The sequence below is a fragment of the Streptococcus sp. BS35b genome, assembly GCF_000286475.1.
GTDB lineage: Bacteria > Bacillota > Bacilli > Lactobacillales > Streptococcaceae > Streptococcus > Streptococcus oralis_W.
The window spans coordinates 79,843-100,751 of record NZ_ALKH01000008.1 but is presented as its reverse complement, the minus strand read 5'-3'; the positions used below and the strand labels follow the sequence as shown (position 1 = coordinate 100,751).

The window sequence follows — 20,909 nt, the reverse complement described above, 5'->3', positions numbered from 1 at the left end:
TCAAAAAAGATAGCAGGCTTAAAAACCTGCTATCTCTTCTGAGACTTGCTATAATAGCTTTTGCTTATTATTCTCTTCTCTTCTTTCCAAATGCAAAGAGTGATAAAAGGACGCCCGCAAGGCCAAGGGAAATTAGTGAGCTGGTTTCCTTGCTTCCCGTATTTGGAAGTTCATCTTGTTTAGCTGCTGGCGCTTGATAGGTCACATCTTGGCCTAGAGACAGTTTGTTGTCTGCAGCTGCTAATACTAGATTGGTGTCTCCCTTGTACTCTGGCACTTCATGGACTGCTGCCTCAGCGCCATTGACTCCACCCTTATAGTCTGGAAGGCCATTTGAAGCTGCCAAGACAAAGTTAGCACCTCCGCTATATTCCGGAACCTCATTTGAAGCCGCTTGAACTGCATTGACACCACCCTTGAACTCTGGAATCTCATGGACTGCTGCCTCAACTGCATTGACACCACCTGTGAATTCTGGTTTTTCTACCGTTGGAGCCGGTTCTTCACCTACCGTTGCCAATGGATCGGTGTACTCTGGTACCTCTGCTACAGCCGCTTCTTCTGCATTGACACCACCCGTAAATTCCGGTTTTTCTACTGTTGGAGCTGGTTCTTCACCTGCTGTTGCCAATGGTCCCGTGTACTCTGGTACCTCTGCCACAGCCGCTTCTTCTGCATTGACACCACCTGTGAACTCTGGGACTTCATGGATAGCAGCTTCACTGCCATTAATACCATCGCTTAGTTTAGAGCCAGCTAAAGAAACTGGTAAATTGTGCATGCTTTCAATTGCACCCTCAGCTAGACCTGTAATCCTTTGTCCCATATCCTCTGGATCTATTGTGAATAAGAGAGTTTTTGTATCGTACTGGGTCATAAAGGTTGCTGTCTTGCCATTTGCCAATTGAAGGGTCGGAGCCTTGTTTACCAATACTTCCGAATCGAACTCCATGGCAATGATACCTGGCCATTTTTGGATAGCATATTTTACTTTTGCTTCTTTAGGAGAAATTCTTTCCTTAGTCAAGAAATCCCAGTTAAATTTCTTAAAGGAAAGTGTGTACGGAACTCCTCCAGGAGCATGGTGTTCATATAAAAGTCCAAATTCATCTGGCCCGATTTGTTGAAGTGAGTTATAAGCATACTCACCTTCTTGAATCAAATGGTGGTGCAACCAAGTTAACTGGCCATCTTCTTCAACACGAGCCACTCGAATATACCCATTTTTACGACCTGGACCGTTCGCATTTGCCAAGAGAATATACTCTTTACCATTTTGAACCGTGTGAGTCGCAGCCATTTGAACATAAACGTCTGGCACGTCGTAACGTTCAACGTTATTGTCCCAAGTTAGACCACCGTCATGACTGGTCGCAACCTGTAGATCCTCAGTCAAACCACGCATAAAGAGTTTGAGGTCCCCATTGTTTAACTGAACAACAGAAGCCTCTGTATTTTGAGCATAATAATTGCTCATGGTGCTTGAATCAACTACTGTACCATCATAAAGTGTACGATTGTCGTTGACACCACCACCCATATGCCAAGTCTTACCATGGTCGTCTGAGTAGATGATTCGAGATGATTGAGAACCATTGAGGTGGTTAGCCCGGTTGGTCGTATAGACAGGAACGACGATTCGACCTTTATGCGGTCCAGTACGAAGGGTAATCCCCACTCCAGGCCCAACACCTAAAAATTTCATCCAATCGGCTTTGACCATCGGAGTAATATCTTGAGGCGCTGACCAGGTCTTCCCGTCGTCATCACTATAGGACATCCATAGGTAGCTATCCTTCGCAATTCTAAATGGAGAAGTTTTGTTTGTTGTGAAGTAGATATTGCCTAGTAGCTGATCACCTTTGTATAGATCACCCTTGTCACTATAGGCTGGTTTAACAGGATCTACAACAACGCGGTAGTCTGTTGCCTTGCCATCTGGAGTGTAAACTGTACCATTTTCTCGAATAGTATAGGCTCCCTGTTCACCTTCTCGATAGAGGAGTTGATAGGTTTTACCATTGATTTCTTTATAGGCTTCTTCTTTTTGTGAAGACATTCCAAAGATCCCTTTTCCTTCTGGGAACATGTCATAAATGGCAAAGATGCGTTTGGTTTCAGGATCTTGAGTTAAGGTCATATCAATATTCACTGGTGAACCGATTGATGGGTCAGAAGCTTTTGGATTGTCCCGTAAGTTGGTAATGGTTACTCGGTCTCCCCATGTATTCCCATTATCTTCGCTACGTCTGATGACCATACCGATATCTCCCCAGTCACTTGAATGGAGACGGCGTTCATCTGCACCAGCAATTAAAGTTCCTTTATCTGTCTTGAGAAGAGCTGGGATACGATAACTCTTGATACCATCTTTATTTGGTTGATTGTTCCTACCACCTTCAAAGACATCTTCTTTCTCAGAGATTTTCGCACCTTCTGGAAGTTTCTTTTCCAAATCACCTCTTTCAAATAGTTGACTCCGTGTTTGAACTTCATCTGGGCTTAAGGCACGATCATAAACGGTTAGGTTTCGAACTTGTAGATTTGATGCCCAAACTGTTTTATTGCCCCGTTTGGTTGCTCCAAGTTGAGCTTGATTAACATCTGGCATATCTTTGATAAAGTTACCAGATTTGAGGCTAGTTCGAGATAAGACACCGTTCACATAGAGACGAACTCGACCATGAGGTAACTCCGCTGTCGGTTGTTCGACAGTAAAGGTCACGGAATTCCATTGTCCTGGGCGAACTTTCAAAGGAGCATCTGTATACTTATCATAGAACTGCTCTCCATTAGCGCCACGCCCTTCAATAAGAGCTGTATTATCAAGGACCGACATAGTAAAGTACTCATTTTCCTTGGTGTCACTGGATACAGAGAAGAGATTGTAAAAGCGTGGAGCTGATGCATCTGGTTTGAACTCCATGTGAACTGTAGCATTTTTTAGTTGCTTTAGTTTGTCTAGTTCACTTGATAAATCAACTCTCTGACCATTTGCTGCATTGGTTTCAACATCTTCTTTTTCAAGGACAGGATTGGCATTTTTTAAATCTCTTGAGTAATAGTCACGAGGAATAGCCCCCTGATCCTCTGATTTCTCTTCCTTATTTGCTTCTTCTGCAGGGGTTCCCGTAGAGGATGGGGTTTCTGACTCTGCACTCTCATTTTTTTTCAAATGGTCTTGGTCCACCTCAACGCCGTTGTCTTGAGCTGCTGCCAATTTACCAGCCAAATCCTTATCCAAATGAGCAAGATCTCCCGAGGACGCTTCTTTTGGCAATTCTGATAAACCTTGACCAGGTTCGACAGTTTCTGTATTGGCTCCTGCTGCATTGGCTTGCTCTTGAGCTAAGACTGGATTTGCTCCAAATACTACTGTACCAATCACTACCGATGCTGCACCAACTGCAAATTTTCGAATTCCGTATCGCTGTTTCCGATCTAAAGATTTGTAATTCATGTTTGTCCTTTCATTTTTCATAAAATAAAGCGCTTTCTTTTTCTTTAAAAATTTTTATTGTCTCCCAAGAGACAAGTTTTACAAGAAAGTATCCAACTTAATGAGAGCTCCCAATCCTCTCCCATTTTCTGCTGAGCCCGAGTTTTTAATCCTCCAGCAGCCTTTTTCCTCCTTTCACAAGTGACTTTTCCTTTATTATACAACAAAGTCTTATATTTATATCTGTGTTCCCACAGAATAGATTTTACTTTTAAGAATATTTTAATATTTTAAATTTTCTAAAAGTACTTTCAGATTTTGGACATAAAAAGAGAGCTCCTGGGCTCTCTCATTCATTATCTTACGTACTTAAAAGGAATCTCACTGCCACAGAGCCAGTTATAGACTTGGTCATTGACAAAAACATTCATGGCTTCGTGAGCATACTCTGGCATGATGCGATAGGCCTTGTCGCAAGTTAGGCGGTTGTAAATCGCAAACTGGGTAATAGGATAGCAGACATCGTCATCCAAGCCCGTAATCATCTTGACCTCACCTTGAATGCGATGGGCAAGATTTTTCACATCGATATAGGCAAGGGTCGCCATGATTTCCTCCTCTGTTTCATGGAAGGGATCGTGAAACTTGAAATAACGGAAGAGTTCATCATAGGCCTCACTGGTATTGCCAATCTCAAGCACTCGTCTAAAGTCAGACAAGAAAGGATAGATGGCAACTGTTCGCCGAATCCGAGGATTGAGCGCTGCTGCAACTAGTGCTAGAGCTCCTCCTTGTGAGGCACCATAGCTAGAAAGTCGCTTCTCATCCACCTGAGGCAGACTAGCAACAATTTCAACCAACTGGTAAATATCCAGATAAACATCCTTATAAAAGAGATGATTCCGACCTTCCACAGCACCACGGATGATATGCCCCTTCACCGTATTTCCTAGTGGAGAACGCAAGCCGTCTTGTGAATAGCCCGACTGGCCACGAACGTCCATGGAAACAACACCGTAACCAGCCACGGTGAAGGCCAACATGTCGGCCCAGTCCCAGCCACGTCCCATATAACCATGAAAGTGGAAGATTACCGGAACTTTCCCTTCACTTTTTGGAAGGACGACGCGTGCATAGACCTTGCCTTCATTGGTTCCTTCAAAAGTGAGTTCATAGCACTTGACTTGAGAAATATGGAAATCTCTTTCCTCCAACTGGTAGGCTGGAAGAGATGAAACTTTTTTCACTTCCTCATCCCAGAAAGCATCAAAATCTTCTGGCACCTCATCCCGTCCTAGATAGGTCTTGATTTCTTCTAACAAAGCTGGATTTTTCATAGCATGCTCCTTTTATTTTGTAATCGCTATCATAACTCTAGCATATCTAGGAAAGCAATGCAAGAAAGAACGGTAAACAGAAAGTGATTTTAGATTCTCTTTCCTCAAACCTATTGTCTGAAAGTAGTTTTAAAATCTTAAACTTCTAATCTTCCGTTTTACATATGATCCTTCACAGCAACTGCTACCATTTTGGCTTTGGCACGGACTTTAGTAGCCACTGTCATCTCCATAGCAATAATTGCTTTTCTTTCCCCTAATTCCTCCAGAGTAGAAGTGACCACAATTTCATCTTCAATTGGACTAGGACTAAGGTAATCAATCTCCAAGTGAGCAGTAATAAAACGTCCTATCACAGTTGATTTCGTCAGTTCCAACCCTTTTTGATGATGGGCAAACCAAGCTGCTGAGGCCGTGCCATGGCAATCAAAAATAGTCGCTATCATTCCTCCAAAGACATTTGATGGAACTCCACCAGTATAAGCATTTTCAAGCTTTATCCGACTAATACAACTCTTTCCATCTATATTTGGATAGGTTTTTAAATGTAAGCCTAAATCATTCTTGGGACCACATCCCCAACAATGCTGAAATCGTTCTCCATACCTATCTTGGATAGCAATCGTTCTTGTTTCTAACATTCTTTTCACTCCTCTTTACTCATATGGGGCAATTATATCAAGCTTCAGTCAAAGAGTAAATAGGCTTGGAGACTAATATCTTTTTATCACTCGACTAAGTTTGATTTATAGTCGACTATTTTATAAAAATAAAAAAGAGCGTTTCCGCTCTTTGGTTATCAATAGGTGCTAACTCCTTTCTCTAGTTTGACGGTTTGGAATTTCTTTTGGTAGGTCACTTTAATCGTCATATGAGAGTCCTCGTTTCTTTTTGATGACTCTAGTATAAGAACCAAATCTAAAAGCTAGCTTATAGATTTCTTAGAAAAGGCTTAATCCAGATGTTCTCTCTTTTCTAAGTGGAGAGCAATCATGCGCCACTCCGGATCCTCTTGCCAACCTTCTATCGAACTAATGTAGCTGGCAACCTTTCTGGCTTCTTCTAAAATCGGAAAATCTTCGATAATATCCGCTACTTGGAACTCTGGTAACCCAGACTGTCTGGTTCCAAAAATCTCACCAGAACCACGCATTTTCAAATCTTCTTCGGCCAGGACAAATCCATTGGTCGTTTCTGTCATGATACGCATGCGATCTTTCCCAGAATCCGTCTTGGGATTAGCCACGAGAACAGCATAGGACTGCTTGTTACCCCGACCAACACGACCTCTGAGCTGGTGAAGCTGACTGAGACCGAACCGGTCGGCATCCATGATAATCATGACGGTCGCATTGGGAACATTGACCCCAACCTCAATAACCGTCGTCGAAACCAGAATATCCGTCTTTCTCTCTTTGAAATCCTGCATGATCTGGTCTTTTTCATCACTCTTCATCTTACCATGTAGAAGAGCTACTTCAGCCTTGCCGGCAAAATGAGCTGTCAACTCCTCAGATAAGGCAATGGCATTTTTCAGATCCAGAGCTTCAGATTCCTCAATCAAGGGAGAAATGACATAGGCTTGAGAACCTTTTTGAATTTCCCCCTCTAACCAAGTCAAGACCTGAGGCAGCTGCTCATGTTTGATCCAACGTGTCACAATGGGTTTCCGACCCGCAGGCATCTGGTCGATAATGGAAACATCCATATCGCCAAAGGCTGTGATAGCCAATGTTCGCGGAATGGGCGTCGCCGTCATCATGAGAACGTCAGGATTATCTCCTTTTTCTCGCAGAATACGCCTTTGCCCCACACCAAAACGGTGCTGCTCATCGATGATAATCAAGCCAAGACGAGCATAATCCACTCCATCTTGTATCAAAGCATGAGTCCCGATAATAAAGTCGGCCTCACCCTTGGCAATGGTCTCCAAGACTTCTCTTTTTTCTGCAACTTTTAAGGAACCTGTCAAGAGAGCTAGTTTCAAGTCTGGAAAAAGGTTCTGTAAACTCTCAAAGTGTTGCTCTGCTAGGATTTCTGTCGGTACCATGAGAGCAGCCTGGTAGCCAGCTGTCACCGCCGCAAACATGGCCAAGCCAGCGACTACCGTTTTTCCGCTCCCCACATCTCCTTGCAGGAGACGATTCATGTGGTGGTCGGACTTCATGTCGATCAAAATTTCCTGTAAACTCTTTTCCTGAGCTTGAGTCAAAGCAAAAGGCAGGTTTTCTTTGACTTCTGTCACTTTTTCTTGAGACCAGTTCAGAACCAGACCACTTCCCTGAACTCTATTTTCAGACTTGAGCGTCTGCAACTGCATTTGGAAGTAAAAGAGTTCCTCAAACTTGATACGACGAAGGGCCTGCTTGTATTCTGCCAAATCCTTAGGAAAATGCATAGCGCGAACAGCCTGGCAACGGGACATGAGTTTGTATTTATCAAGTAAAGACTGGGGAAGGTTTTCCTCAATCAAGAGGTCCAATCCCTGATCAAAGGCTGTCTTAATGACCTTAACCAAACTGGCCTGACTGATTCCCTGAGCCAGACGATAGACAGGCTGGAGGTCATCTTCCACCTGAGCTAGAACCTTCATCCCAGTCAGACTAGCCTTGGCACGGTCCCACTTCCCAAAAACAGCAAGGGTTGCTCCCAACTCTATCTTGTCTGCTAGATAGGGCTGGTTAAAGAAATTCACCGCAAAAACGACCTCTCCCTGCTTAAGGCTAAAACGTAGGCGATTGCGCTTGAAACCATAATACTGTACACTGGCAGGTGTCACGACTTGACCAGACAGGACCGCCTTTTCGCCATCTTCCAGCTCCAGCACCCGCTTGGTTTTGAAGTCTTCGTAACGGAAAGGAAAGTAGAGCAAGAGGTCTTGCAAGTTTTCAATTCCTAGTTTGGCGTATTTCTCGGCTGACTTTGGTCCCACACCAGGCAAGACATGCAAGGGTTGATGTAGATTCATGCTCCACTCCTTTCTTTTTTAATAATATTCTCTCGGAATGCGATCGCTGAGGAGGCAAACCACCTCATAATTAATGGTTCCGCGGTAGGTCGCTACCTGAGTTGCTGTGATTTCCTTGTCACCGTTGGAGCCAATCAAGGTTACTTTTGTTCCTAGCGGATAAATCTTAGGCAAGCGAATGGTGATTTGGTCCATAGAAACCCGTCCGACGATTGGGCAAGCTTGTCCATCTACTAAAACAGAGAAATTCTGCATGTCTCGTGTCCAACCATCCGCATAGCCGATTGGCACGGTCGCGATGACTTGCTCGCTATCCGCCTGATAGGTGGCTCCATAGCCCATGCAAGCTCCAGCTGGCACTGTCTTGACATGGACCAGAGCAGACTCCAAACTCAAGGCTGGTGTCAAGTCATAAGGCAAGTCTAAGACATCTCCACTTGGATTGAGACCATACATGGAATCTCCCATACGGACCGCATTGAAAATAGTTTCAGCATGCCAGAGGGTCGTTGCCGAGTTGCTAGCATGAACCAGCTCTGGAACTTCCTTCATACTTGCCAAAATAGCTTTAAAGCGTTCTAACTGGGCATTAAAATAAGTATCTGATTCCTCATCTGCAGTAGCAAAGTGGGTAAAAATCCCCTCAACACGAGCACCATGTTGCTTGAGCAAGTCTTGAGCCAGATCAGCTTCACTGGCCCCTCTAAAACCAATCCGTCCCATTCCTGAGTCAATCTTGAGGTGAACAGTCAAGCCAGTTAAATCTGCTTCCTTGTCTAACAGCGCTTGAATCCACTCCAACCCTGCCACTGTCAAGGTGATGTCGTATTCTTTAGCTAGGGAAACAGCTTCTAGCTCAGAAACTCCTAAGATGAGGATTTTCTTGTTTATACCTGCTTGACGCAACTCGATAGCTTCATCAATATTGGAAACGCAAAATCCATCAACAACATCCTGGATCGCCGTTGCAACAGCTACCGCCCCATGTCCATAAGCATTAGCCTTGACTACTGCAAATTTAAGCGTACCATTAGGGATATGACTTCCCATTTGTTGTATATTTTGTCGAATAGCTCCCAAACGAATCAGAGCCTTGGTTGGTCTATGTAGACTAGCTTTCATGATTTTCCTCCAAAATGACACTTGCTGTCACAAACTGATCTGTATGGCTGATCGACAGCCAAATCTTTCCTGAAAATGGCGACTGACTAAAATAGGGAGCCCCTCTTTCATTGTTCAAAACTTCCAAATCCTGAAAGGTCAGTTTGCCAATTCCTGTCCCCAAAGCCTTGGAAAAGGCCTCCTTAGCCGACCAGCGACCAGCTAAATATTCTATTTGTCTGCGCCCTTTGAGATTGGCAAAACGCTCCATTTCTTTAGGGGTCAGCACGCGCTTGGCAAAGCCCTCACGTCGTGTAACTGCGTTTTCTATCGAAGCCAATTCTTCGATGTCAATTCCGTGTCCAACTATCATACTCATAAAAGGAGCTGAGATTCCCCCAACTCCATCCTTTTCACTTATTTTGTTAAGGTAGTATAAATTTCTTCTACCAAGGCTACTGTATTTTCCCAACCTAGACAAGGGTCAGTTATGGAGCAACCAAAGACCTCTGGTTGATTTTGACGACCATCAGCTAGGTAAGATTCGATCATAAAGCCTCGAACTGTCTTTTTAATCTTTTCATTCCAGTCACGATTCAGCAAGGCTTGGCGAACAATGCGAATTTGTTCCATATACTGCTTGCCTGAATTGTCATGATTGGTATCGATGATAATGAAGGGATTTTCAAGTCCCATGGTCTCATAACGATTGATGGCATTTAAGAGGGTTTCATAGTAGAAGTTGGGTTCATTTTTACCATATTCGTTCATGGCGCCACGAAGGATAACGTGGGCCAAAGGATTTCCTGAAGTTTCCACTTCTTGCCCATGGTAAAGGAAGGTTTGCTTGTTTTGAGCCGCATAGATGGCATTAAACATGACCCCGAGATTTCCAGATGTTGGATTTTTCATCCCAACTGGAGCATCAATCCCAGACGCTACAAAGCGGTGTTCCTGGTCTTCCACCGAACGAGCCCCAACAGCATGGTAGCTGACCAGGTCATCAACCAAAACGAGATTTGACGGATAAAGCATCTCATCAGCTGTTGTCAATCCCGTTTCGGTAATCACACGGTAGTGGAGCTGACGAACAGCCTGCAAACCATTGATGAGACTAGGCGCTTCGCTGGTATTTGGTTGATGAATCATGCCCTTATAGCCATCTCCATTAGTACGAGGTTTAGCCGTATAGACACGCATCACGATAAAGATTTTATCCGCAACTTTTTTCTGCAAGTCTGCTAAGCGACGAGCATATTCAAGCACTGCTTCTTCATTGTCTGAAGAGCACGGCCCCATCACCAAAAGGATACGATCGTCCTCACCCGAGATGATGGCTGCCAGCTCTCTATCGCGGGCTTCTTTTTTTCGCAAGGCTTCAGGTGACAACTGGGTCGCAGCCTTGATTGCTTCAATATCAATTTCTTGACCTTTTTCGATAAATGCCATCTTACTCTCCTAGCGTTTGGTAAATTTCGCGAACAAGTGCTTCTGTGTTGTCCCATCCGAGACACGGATCTGTAATGGACTTACCAAAAACTTCTGGCTCATTTTGACGTCCATCTTCTAGATAGGACTCAATCATAAAACCACGAACATATTTTTTGATCTTCTCATTCCAGTCACGGTTAATCAAGGTCTGACGAACGATACGGATTTGCTCCATATACTGCTTGCCTGAATTGTCATGATTGGTATCGATGATGATAAAGGGATTTTCCAAGCCCATCTTTTCATACTGGGCAATGGTATCTATCAAATTGTCATAGTAGTAGTTGGGAATATTCTTGCCATATTCATTCAAGGCACCACGAAGAATGGCATGGGACAATGGATTCCCAGTCGTTTCCACCTCTTTACCAAGGAAGAGGAAACTCTGCTTATTTTGCGCTGCGTAAATCCCATTAAACATAACATTAAGATTTCCTGAGGTTGGATTTTTAAATCCTGTTGAAAAATCTGCTCCACTCGCTACAAAACGGTGCTGTTGATCCTCTACAGAACGAGCTCCAACAGCCATATAAGAAATCAAATCATCCACCAACGGAAGATTTTCAGGATAAAGCATCTCATCTGCTGTTGTCATACCCGTTTCAGAAATAACGCGGTAATGTAAATGGCGAACAGCCTTGATTCCATTGATCAAGCTAGGTGCTTCTTTAGCATTTGGTTGATGAATCAAGCCCTTATAGCCATCTCCATTGGTACGAGGTTTAGCCGTATAGACACGCATGACCATAAAAATACGATCTTTGACCTCTTCTTGCAAAGCAGATAGACGCTTGGCATACTCGAGAACCGCCTCTTCATTATCAGATGAACATGGTCCAATCACCAAGAGAATACGCTGGTCTTCCCCACGAATGATGGCTTCCAATTCCTGATCACGTTGTTTTTTTCTCGCAAGAGCCGCCCCCTCTAATTTAGACAAGGCGCGAACTTCTTCAATGTTAATTTTAGGACTTTTAGCTGTAAATACCATGATTCATCTCCTTATAAAGCAAACGGACACCAAGCAAAAAATGACTTTTACCAGGTATCCGCCTGTATCTTATCTCATATTATTGTCTCTTACCATGACAGTTCTTGAATTTCTTACCTGATCCACATGGGCATTGGTCATTTCGTCCGATTTGGCTCAAGTCCACATCTTCTGGAAGACTTGCCTGCTGCGCTGCGATATTACGAGTCGCAGTTGTACTGATATTGTGTTCAGTTTGAGGACGTTCCTGTTCGTGAATTTGTGCTTTCATCATCAAGCGGGTCACATCAAATTCAATTGATCCAATCATGTCGTTAAACATGCGGAAACCTTCTGCTTGATATTCTACAACAGGGTTGTTTTGGGCATATCCACGAAGACCAACAGCATTTCGCAACTGGTCAAGAGCATCGATATGGTCTGTCCACTTGTTGTCTACAACACGTAGGATCAAGACTTTTTGGAATTCTTTCACTGCATCTTCGTCACGAAGCTTAGCAACTTGGCTATCATAAACTTTCAAGGCACGTTGGAAAAGTTCATCTTTGATGGCCTGATCTGACAGACCTGCAAGATCTGAACGGCTGATTGAATCTTCTGGAAGTAAGTTATATTTAGCAAAGTTCAGGATTGCTTCCAGTTTTTCATCTTCCTTAGAGCGTGCATGTGCATCTACGATACGTCCAATGGTACGGCGGATCATAGCATGGATTTCAGGTGCCAAGTCACGGTCTGCAGTGATGACATCATAACGTTGTGCATAGATGATCTCACGTTGTTCACGCATAACATCATCGTATTGAAGGACTTGTTTACGAGTGTCGTAGTTGTTTCCTTCGACACGTTTTTGAGCTGCTTCAACTTGACGCGTTAACATACGAGATTCAATGGCTTCATCAGACATGTTGAGACGTTCAAAGACACCTTTCAAACGTTCTGAACCGAAACGTTTCATCAAATCATCTTCAAGAGACAAGTAGAATTGTGACTCACCTGGGTCTCCTTGACGCCCTGAACGTCCACGAAGCTGATTATCAATACGGCGACTTTCATGGCGTTCTGTACCAATGACACAAAGTCCACCAAGTTCACGAACCCCTTCACCAAGCTTGATGTCGGTACCACGACCGGCCATGTTGGTCGCGATAGTAACTGCACCACGCTGACCAGCGTTCATGATGATTTGCGCTTCTCTGTAGTGGTTCTTCGCATTCAAGACTTCGTGAGGAACACCTGCCTCTACCAGTTTCTTAGACAGAAAGTCACTCGTTTCAACTGCAACTGTACCTACCAAGACCGGCTGACCTTTTTGGTGACGAGCTTTTACATCTTCAACTACAGCCTTAAACTTCGCATCAAGACTGGCATAGAGAAGGTCTGAGTGGTCGATACGTTGGATTGGACGGTTGGTTGGGATTGGGATAACACGAATGTTGTAGATTTCGCGGAATTCTTCTTCTTCTGTTTTACCAGTACCTGTCATACCTGCCAATTTCTTATACATACGGAAGAGGTTTTGGTAGGTAATAGAAGCTGAAGTCTTGGTCTCATCTTGAATCGGCACGCCCTCTTTTGCTTCAATCGCTTGGTGCAAGCCGTCAGAGTAACGACGACCCTCCATGGTACGACCTGTAAATTGGTCGACAATCAAGATTTCTTGCTCTTCACTAACTACATAGTCGATATCGAGAATCATGATATAGTTGGCACGGAGGGCATTGTCGATAAAGTGGGTAAGAGCCACATTTTCGACATCATAGAGATTTTCCAGTTTGAAATAGCTCTCAGCCTTGTCAATCCCAGAATCAGACAAACCAATCGTCTTAGACTGAATGTCAATAATATAGTCATCCTTGTCCAAAGACTTCACAAAATGATCCGCCATGTGGTAGAGTTGGCTAGTCTCAACTGCATTGGCACCTGAAACGATCAAAGGAGTACGGGCTTCATCGATCAAGATCGAGTCAACCTCATCGACCAAGGCATAGTTAAGCGGACGTTGTACCATGTTTTCTGCACGAACGACCATATTATCACGAAGGTAGTCAAAACCAATCTCTGAGTTGGTTGAGTAGGTAATATCACAGAGGTACGCTTCTTTTTTCTCCATTGGAGATTTGGCTGCTAAGTTGATTCCTACTGACAGACCAAGCCATGAGTACAATTCACCCATTTCAGTCGCGTCACGTTCTGTTAGGTATTCGTTGACTGTAACTACGTGAACCCCTTTACCTGCAAGGGCATTGAGGTACACTGGCATGGTCGCTGTCAAGGTCTTCCCTTCACCGGTACGCATCTCTGGAACGTCACCATGGTGAAGAACAATCCCACCCATGACCTGAACCTTATAAGGGAAAAGTCCAAGGACACGTTTTGCTGCTTCACGGACTACCGCAAAAGCCTCATATAACAGTGAATCAAGTGATTCTCCCTTATTGTAGCGTTCTTTAAATTCGTCAGTTTTTGCTTTTAGTTCTTCGTCCGACATTGCGGCCATTTGGCTCTCATAGTTAAGAACCTTATCAGCCATCTTTTCTAGACGACGAAGTTCCCCTTTATCATTTTCGATAATTGTTTTTAAAATATTAGCCATGATTTTCCTTACTTTAGATTCTGAATATTTTAGAATGTTCTTTTAATTTTAGCATATTTACCATTATTTTTCAAGAAAGAATCCTTGTTTCACAAGGGGAAAAAAGGACTAGAAGCCAGTCTAGTCCATCATTTTTTAATGTTTAATTTCCCAAGAATGCAGGTAATATCCCAAAATACCAAAAGAGATTAATCCAGAAGGCCAAGCAAAAGATGATGCCAAAGACGAGAAGACTGATTTTTTTAATCAATACGGAGTATAGAATGGATAAAACACCAAAAACCACAAAGAGTTTTTTCATAACGAAATAATACACTGAAACTCCTCCTATTTGCCAATCCCAAGGAAGAAAAAACATGAGGAACCAGAGAAAGCAAATCGTAAGGATATATCTCTTGTAGTGCGCTTCAAGAAAGGCTTTTGTTTTCTCCATAGCAAACCTCCATTTCAGTCACTGTCTCTTCCCTTTTATTATACCAAAAAAACCTGGAAAAAGCTTTCCAGGTTCGGGTTTGAAATCACTGTCATACTAGAGAAATTACTTTATTCATGGGCTGATTCACTTTATTGACTTGATGAAGATGTCCCAAAATCGACCTTAGGAACTGTCTTGGCTTCTTCTGTTTCTTTAAAGGTTTCAGCTTCTTTAAAGTTCATCATATTCGCAAAAAGCACAGTTGGAAAACTTCTCAACTTTTGATTGTACTCGGCTGCGACTTTATTATAATCCTTGTGTGCTACAAAGATACGATTTTCACTGCCTGAAAGTTCGACCATTAGTTGCTCAACATTTTGATTGCTCTTGAGTTCTGGATAATTCTCCGTCAAGGAAATCAAGCGGGAAAGAGCAGAGCTCAACTCTCCCTGAGCCTTTTGGTTTTCTTCCGAAGTCACTGAGCTACTACCGATTTTAGCTCTAGCATCCGCAATCTTGGTAAAGACTTCGGTTTCATGATTCATTTGTCCTTTAACGGACTCCACCAAGTTACCAATCAAGTCCGAACGACGTTGGAGGGCCGTCGAGACATCGGCCTGAGCCTGCTCCACTTTAGTCTGTTCACCAACCAGACCATTATAGGTCGTCACTGCGGAACAACTTCCCAGAACTAGTAGTCCAAAAAAGATCGCCACTATTGAGAGAATTACTTTATTTTGTTTCATATCAAAACCTTAACACTTTCTTTTATCAACTTTTCTGAGAAAATACTCAGATTTTAAATCAATTTCCCAAACTTTGTTTTTACTTTTAATTAAGGAGTGAACTCTTGCAAAGGAGTCACCTTACTGCATGGAGAAATAGGTTTGAGCTATATACGATTACTCACCAGTCATCAGACGAACCGCCACCATCAAAGCCACCGCCATCCCAGCCTCCAGATGAGTCGGAGCCTGAGTCAGACCAAGAGGAACCTGAGTCTGATGAGTCACCGCCCCACCAGCCACCGCCAGAATCATCTCCACGTGAACCGCCACCACGACCACCAAATAGAAATCCGATAATTATCACGATGAAGTAAATGAGAACTCCAAATCCAATAACTCCATCACTCGAACTGCTTTTTTGATGACGTTTTGAAGATCGACTCTCAACGGTATACTTTTCAATTTCTCTTAGACGACTAGAATTAGAAGCATAGTCGTAGCTACTTTTAGAACTTGAAGCAGTTGTACTCGATCCACTATAGAACATGTAGTTTAGATTGTTTACTATTGAGAGAACACCCTTATTATAGTCACCATTTTTAAAGTAAGGACGTGCTGTTGTCAAGAACCTGTGAGTCTGATAGTCAGTGATCTTACTGGCCACATTATTACTGGTTTCAATCCGTGATTTTCTATCTTGGACTGCTACCACAATCAAGACACCGTGATTGTCTCCCGAGTAGCCAATTTTCCAAGCCCTAGCTGTTTCATTGGCTACAGTCTCGATTGTTTCTCCATCTAGGCTTTTCACAACGTAAACACCCATCTGGAATTTTTCTGATTTTTTACTATTTACATTATTCAATTCCCGAATCTGACTTATAGTCTCATCCGTTAAATAATGATCCGGGTCATAGATCCCGTACTCAGGTTTTTCAGGTGCTGTGAATGCTGACAAGAAGAGAAAGACCATCAGCAACCCAAGCAAGCGAACCAACAAACTATTTTTAAATAATCTGCTTCTTTTCATAATAACCTCCCTGATAAAGGAAAATTGATTGAAGGAATTATAGCATTTTGATTTTTACAAAGAAAGTGCATTTTCATTACAAATAGATTACAAAAGCTAGGAAAATGATTGAAATTTGATGACAGATTCTCCTCCAATTTGATAGGTTATTTTCTCCCTTTTTAGATAGAAAAAAAGAAGACTATGAAGTCTTCTTTTAAGTTATTCTTATTGGAAAATAAGCAAGGGTTACTTGCGTTTTCTTGCAATCAAGTGAATCGGTGTTCCTTCAAAGACGAAGGCCTTGCGGATTTGATTTTCCAAGAAACGCAGGTAAGAGAAGTGCATGAGTTCTTCTTCATTGACAAAGATGACAAAGGTTGGAGGCTTGGTTGCCACTTGGGTTGCGTAGAAGATCTTGAGGCGTTTTCCTTTGTCTGTCGGTGTTGGATTGATAGCAATGGCATCCATAATGACATCGTTCAAGACCGCTGATGGAATTCGGGTGTTTTGGCTTTCACTGATTTGCTTAATCATCTCAGGCAGTTTATGTAGACGTTGCTTGGTAAGAGCGGATACAAAGACAATCGGTGCGTAAGGCAGGTATTGGAACTGCTCACGGATATCTTCTTCCCAGTTTTTCATGGTGTGGTTGTCTTTCTCAAGGGTATCCCACTTGTTGACCACGATGATCATTCCTTTACCCGCTTCGTGGGCGAAACCTGCGATACGCTTGTCGTATTCACGGATACCTTCTTCGGCATTGAGGACCATCAAGACAACATCGGAACGGTCAATGGCACGCATAGCACGCATGACAGAGTATTTCTCTGTATTTTCATAGACCTTACCAGACTTACGCATACCAGCTGTATCAATCATGGTAAACTCTTGACCATCCGCATCTGTAAAATGGGTATCAATGGCATCGCGCGTTGTCCCAGCTACTGGACTGGCAATCACGCGGTCTTCTCCCAAAATGGCGTTGATCAAACTTGATTTTCCAACGTTTGGACGGCCAATCAAGCTGAATTTGATCACGTCTGGATTTTCTTCTTCAACTTCATTTGGTAGATTTTCCACGATGGCATCCAGCACATCACCGGTACCGATACCGTGGACAGACGAAATTGGCAACGGTTCGCCCAATCCTAGCGCATAGAAATCAAAAATATCATTTCGCATTTCTGGGTTGTCAACCTTGTTAACGGCAAGGATAACAGGTTTATGGGTTTTATAGAGTTTGCGAGCTACGTACTCGTCCGCATCTGTGATTCCTTCTTTCCCAGACACCACAAAGACGATGACATCAGCTTCTTCCATAGCGATTTCTGCTTGGTGCCTGATTTGCTCCATAAAGGGAGCATCGACATCGTCAATCCCTCCCGTATCAATCATACTAAAGGAACGATTGAGCCACTCACCCGTTGCATAGATACGGTCACGTGTCACACCCTCGACATCTTCTACGATTGAGATTCGCTCACCAGCGATCCGATTAAATAGGGTCGATTTCCCAACATTGGGACGTCCCACAATGGCAATAGTTGGTAAGGCCATGTTTTCTCACTTTCTACAATAACTTTTTCTGTTCTAGATTTTTTCGAGTTGAACGAGGTTCGGCTTGACCAAACTGCTCTGCTAAACGCTGACTCCAAGAGGTCGTCGCACGCGCACCAGCATAGTCTGCCTGTACTTGGTCATAGTCCAAAATCGCTTCAACTGGCTGTTCCTGGTATTCTTCCTCAAATACCACTTGGCTCAAAGGCAGTCTCGGTTTGACATCATGTTGTTGATTTGGTACGCCAAGGGCAATCCCAAAAACAGGGTAGGTATAGTCAGGCAGGTTAAAAAGCGCTGCCACTTCTTCCGACTTGTAACGGACTAAACCAATGATAACACCACCATATCCCAGACTCTCTGCTGCAAGCAAGGTGTTTTGACCAGCAAGCGCAGCATCCACAGACGTGATAAGGAGACCTTCCACTCCTTGAGGTTGGAAAGTGCCCGTATGAAGACTTGCTCCCTTTTCAGCTCGGTTCAAGTCGCCGACAAAGAGCAAAAAGGCAGCTGACTGGCGAATAGCTTCCTGAGGAACCAGTTCATATAGTGCATCTTTTTTCTCTTGACTGCACACAAGAATCACAGAGTAGGATTGGAAATTTTTCCAGGACGACGCCATTTGTCCAGCAGTCAAAATCTCTTCCAAGTCTGCCTGAGGAATCTCTTGCTCCTTAAAGCGACGAACCGAAGTATGAGCTTTCATCAGTTTAATGGTTTCTGTCATCGGCGATTTTCTCCTTCTAGTCTTGTCTCCTCAGCCAAATAACGGATTCGTTCCATGACCCGTCTAGCTTCCCAAGTCTCGTCATTTCCATTCTTTCCTTTGGCAAAATGTTTTTCCAAATCTTGGAAATTAAAGTTAGAAGTAAAGAAGGTTGGCAAATCTTCCTGCATGCGGTACTGAAGAATGACTTGGAGAATCTCATCACGTACCCAAGGTGTCGACTGCTCTGCTCCAATATCATCTAAGACTAAGACCTCAGCTAACTTGATGTCATCCACCAAGGTCTTCACAGTTCCTTCACCGATGGCATTTTTCACATCAATGACAAAGCTTGGATAGTGGATAATGGTCGTTGATGCCCCACGCTTTTCAGATAGGTCATGAGCTAAAGCTGCCATCATGAAACTCTTTCCAACACCAAAATCTCCGTAAAGATAGAGTCCTTTTCGGATGCTTGGGTAAAGGTCAACAAAGGAATAGAGTCTCTCAAAAATCGGCAACCGTCCTAGATCATCCAGGTCAATCTGAGCCAACTTCGCTTTCTTGAGACTTGCTGGTAGATTGATCAACTTAAGACGATTCTTAATTGCAGCCTCTTTTTCTGCCGCGATTAGTTCTGGTGTTTCTTCATAAGACACATCCGCATATCCGTGATTCATAACCAAGATGGGCTTGTAGCCACGCGCTATATAGTCCGCATCCCCACGAAGAAACTTATCCCGTTCTGTGATATATTGATTGAACTTGGAGATGCTACGATTTAACTCCTCTTGACTGAGGGATTCTTTCTGGATAAAAGCCGCCACATCTGGGTCTTTCATGATCTGCTGGACTAGGTCCTGATACTGAAAACGACTCGTCTGACGTTTGATAACGTCACCAACACTTTCCATCTAGTCTCCTCCTTCTTCTAATCGGGCTAACATTTCTTGTTTTTTACGTTCTAGTTCCAGACGAGTTTCTTCGCTGGTTTGATTTTTATATTCTGGGTTACTCCACTTGGGAACATTTGTCTTAGTCGAGCTAGTTTTCGATTTTTGGTCTTCATGGCCTTTTTGCTGACGCTCTCGAATCCGAAGCACAGCCTCTTCTGCTGTCCGAATTTTTTGATAAGCATAGTCATTTGCGACCTTCATGGCATATTTCTCATTGACATTAGCCGAATCAACCTTGTTAAAGGTTAGAAGCAAGACGATATTGATGACTTCATCCAACAAACCTAAAGACGCCATCTGGTGAAGGAGTTCTCGCTCACTCTGAGTGATGTTTCCCTTACGCGTTTGCTTGATTTCCGCTAAAAATTGTAGAGGAGTTTTATTTTTGGCTTCCCTGATAATGGTCATTTCTTTGGGGCTAAAGTCAGAAGTCGCTGGTTTTTGTGCTATTTTTTCACGCATGCGTTTGACTGAAATAACCTGAGCCACAGCTGTCGTCTTGGCTAATTGATAGGTTTCAAACCAGGTCCATTTTTTTTCATCTGCAATGGCAAACAATTCCAAAACATCCGTCTGCTCGTTTTCAAAACGCATACCATCTCGAGCCATCAGGCGCTGAAAATGTTCCAAATCAAAATCGTTTTTTAACTTGCTTTTTGACTCGGTTGGTGTCACTTCTTCAGTCAGGGTTGGAAAGACTTGGCTCAAAGAAACCGAGAGTGCTTCTCCCTCACTTGGAGCCTGCTTCATAGCAGAAACAGCTGTATCCCCAATCTTTTTCTCTAATAATCTGCTATAGACAGAATGGCTTAAAAATTCCTGACTGGAGAGGGGAGGATGAAGCTGTAATTCATAGGTTTCTCCCCTTTGATAAAGGGTCAACAAATCCAAAGCAGATAAGATTTTAAAGGATTGGAGCAAGGTCGGCATGCCAAAGTTTAAGTGGTTGAGGATATGGGAAAAGAGGTGTTCCTTTTGCCCACCATCCCAAAAGGTAATGGCGTATAGATAGAGGCTCAGTGCCTCCTGACCGATAATCGGGAGGTAGCACTGCACCAGAGAAGAGGTATCTTGCGACACCCGATTATTCTTTAGAAAAGAAAAACGGTCATTTGGCTTCATCTATTTTTCCTTTTTCTTCTTAGAGGACTGGGTAATTTGCTGGAGCAGACTCTCCAACTCACTCACATCCTTAAAGCTACGGTAAACACTGGCAAAACGAACATAGGTAATCTCATCCAGCTCCGCCAATTCTTCCATGACTAAAGACCCAATATATTCACTTTGGATCTCATTCTCACTGCGACTACGGAGTTTTTGCTCAATACGATTGACCACCATGTTGATTTCATCACTTGACACAGGACGCTTCTGGGCTGAGCGGATAATCCCATTAAAGATTTTATCTCGCGAAAACTGTTCTCGCGTACCGTCTTTTTTGACGACAACCAGCGTTCTTTCTTCTACTCGTTCATAGGTTGTAAAACGATGCTGACACTCGTCGCACTCACGTCTTCGACGGATGGTATTTCCTTCTTCGGCTTGTCGACTATCAACAACACTAGACTTGGTAGCCCCACATTTTGGACAACGCATGCATTTCCCTCCTTGTCGT

At 43.3% G+C, this 20,909-nt stretch carries 17 protein-coding genes; all 17 read right to left on the bottom strand.

Annotated elements, in window-relative coordinates; genetic code table 11:
* Window positions 1-67: 67 nt before the first annotated feature.
* Window positions 68-3,460 (bottom strand): SIALI-17 repeat-containing surface protein, encoded by a 3,393-nt coding sequence (locus HMPREF1149_RS07970; protein WP_001108137.1) that lies wholly within the window; start codon window positions 3,458-3,460, stop codon window positions 68-70.
* A gap of 335 nt (window positions 3,461-3,795) precedes the next feature.
* Complete coding sequence (locus HMPREF1149_RS07965; RefSeq protein WP_000795102.1) at window positions 3,796-4,776, bottom strand: acetylxylan esterase; 981 nt, start codon at window positions 4,774-4,776, stop codon at window positions 3,796-3,798.
* A gap of 158 nt (window positions 4,777-4,934) precedes the next feature.
* Entirely contained in the window at window positions 4,935-5,417 is a 483-nt protein-coding gene (locus HMPREF1149_RS07960) for a hotdog domain-containing protein (protein ID WP_000894823.1), read from the bottom strand.
* A gap of 311 nt (window positions 5,418-5,728) precedes the next feature.
* Window positions 5,729-7,744: an ATP-dependent DNA helicase RecG gene (gene recG, locus HMPREF1149_RS07955; RefSeq protein WP_001048792.1), complete on the bottom strand. Its 2,016-nt coding sequence runs from the start codon at window positions 7,742-7,744 to the stop codon at window positions 5,729-5,731.
* Between the two features lie 18 nt (window positions 7,745-7,762).
* Window positions 7,763-8,866 carry an alanine racemase gene (gene alr, locus HMPREF1149_RS07950; protein WP_000647928.1) on the bottom strand — a complete coding sequence of 368 codons (1,104 nt, stop codon included), beginning with the start codon at window positions 8,864-8,866 and terminating at the stop codon, window positions 7,763-7,765.
* Window positions 8,856-9,218: a holo-ACP synthase gene (gene acpS / locus HMPREF1149_RS07945; RefSeq protein ID WP_025170451.1), complete on the bottom strand. Its 363-nt coding sequence runs from the start codon at window positions 9,216-9,218 to the stop codon at window positions 8,856-8,858. The genes alr and acpS overlap by 11 nt, the downstream gene beginning before the upstream one ends.
* Before the next feature lie 44 nt (window positions 9,219-9,262).
* Window positions 9,263-10,294 (bottom strand): 3-deoxy-7-phosphoheptulonate synthase, encoded by a 1,032-nt coding sequence (locus HMPREF1149_RS07940; RefSeq protein WP_000864028.1) that lies wholly within the window; start codon window positions 10,292-10,294, stop codon window positions 9,263-9,265.
* Window position 10,295: 1 nt separating this feature from the next.
* Window positions 10,296-11,327: a 3-deoxy-7-phosphoheptulonate synthase gene (locus tag HMPREF1149_RS07935; RefSeq protein WP_000232180.1), complete on the bottom strand. Its 1,032-nt coding sequence runs from the start codon at window positions 11,325-11,327 to the stop codon at window positions 10,296-10,298.
* Window positions 11,328-11,406: 79 nt separating this feature from the next.
* Window positions 11,407-13,920, bottom strand: a complete 2,514-nt coding sequence (gene secA / locus HMPREF1149_RS07930) for a preprotein translocase subunit SecA (RefSeq protein WP_001274108.1) — start codon at window positions 13,918-13,920, stop codon at window positions 11,407-11,409.
* Window positions 13,921-14,062: 142 nt separating this feature from the next.
* The gene (locus tag HMPREF1149_RS07925; protein ID WP_000415953.1) at window positions 14,063-14,353 is read right to left on the bottom strand and encodes a hypothetical protein; all 291 of its coding nucleotides are present in this window, start codon (window positions 14,351-14,353) and stop codon (window positions 14,063-14,065) included.
* A 131-nt stretch (window positions 14,354-14,484) separates the two neighbouring features.
* Window positions 14,485-15,081, bottom strand: coding sequence for a LemA family protein (locus HMPREF1149_RS07920; protein ID WP_000812472.1), 597 nt, complete (start codon window positions 15,079-15,081; stop codon window positions 14,485-14,487).
* Window positions 15,082-15,241: 160 nt separating this feature from the next.
* Window positions 15,242-16,093, bottom strand: coding sequence for a TPM domain-containing protein (locus HMPREF1149_RS07915; protein WP_000830956.1), 852 nt, complete (start codon window positions 16,091-16,093; stop codon window positions 15,242-15,244).
* Window positions 16,094-16,321: 228 nt separating this feature from the next.
* On the bottom strand, window positions 16,322-17,632 hold the full coding sequence (der, locus tag HMPREF1149_RS07910; protein WP_001207705.1) for a ribosome biogenesis GTPase Der: 1,311 nt from the start codon (window positions 17,630-17,632) through the stop codon (window positions 16,322-16,324).
* Between the two features lie 13 nt (window positions 17,633-17,645).
* Window positions 17,646-18,359: an NADPH-dependent oxidoreductase gene (locus tag HMPREF1149_RS07905; RefSeq protein ID WP_000140831.1), complete on the bottom strand. Its 714-nt coding sequence runs from the start codon at window positions 18,357-18,359 to the stop codon at window positions 17,646-17,648.
* On the bottom strand, window positions 18,356-19,252 hold the full coding sequence (dnaI, locus tag HMPREF1149_RS07900) for a primosomal protein DnaI (RefSeq protein WP_000446495.1): 897 nt from the start codon (window positions 19,250-19,252) through the stop codon (window positions 18,356-18,358). The genes HMPREF1149_RS07905 and dnaI overlap by 4 nt, the downstream gene beginning before the upstream one ends.
* Entirely contained in the window at window positions 19,253-20,416 is a 1,164-nt protein-coding gene (locus tag HMPREF1149_RS07895) for a DnaD domain protein (RefSeq protein WP_000803921.1), read from the bottom strand. It lies immediately after the preceding gene.
* Complete coding sequence (nrdR, locus tag HMPREF1149_RS07890) at window positions 20,417-20,890, bottom strand: transcriptional regulator NrdR (protein ID WP_001203678.1); 474 nt, start codon at window positions 20,888-20,890, stop codon at window positions 20,417-20,419.
* Window positions 20,891-20,909: the final 19 nt, after the last annotated feature.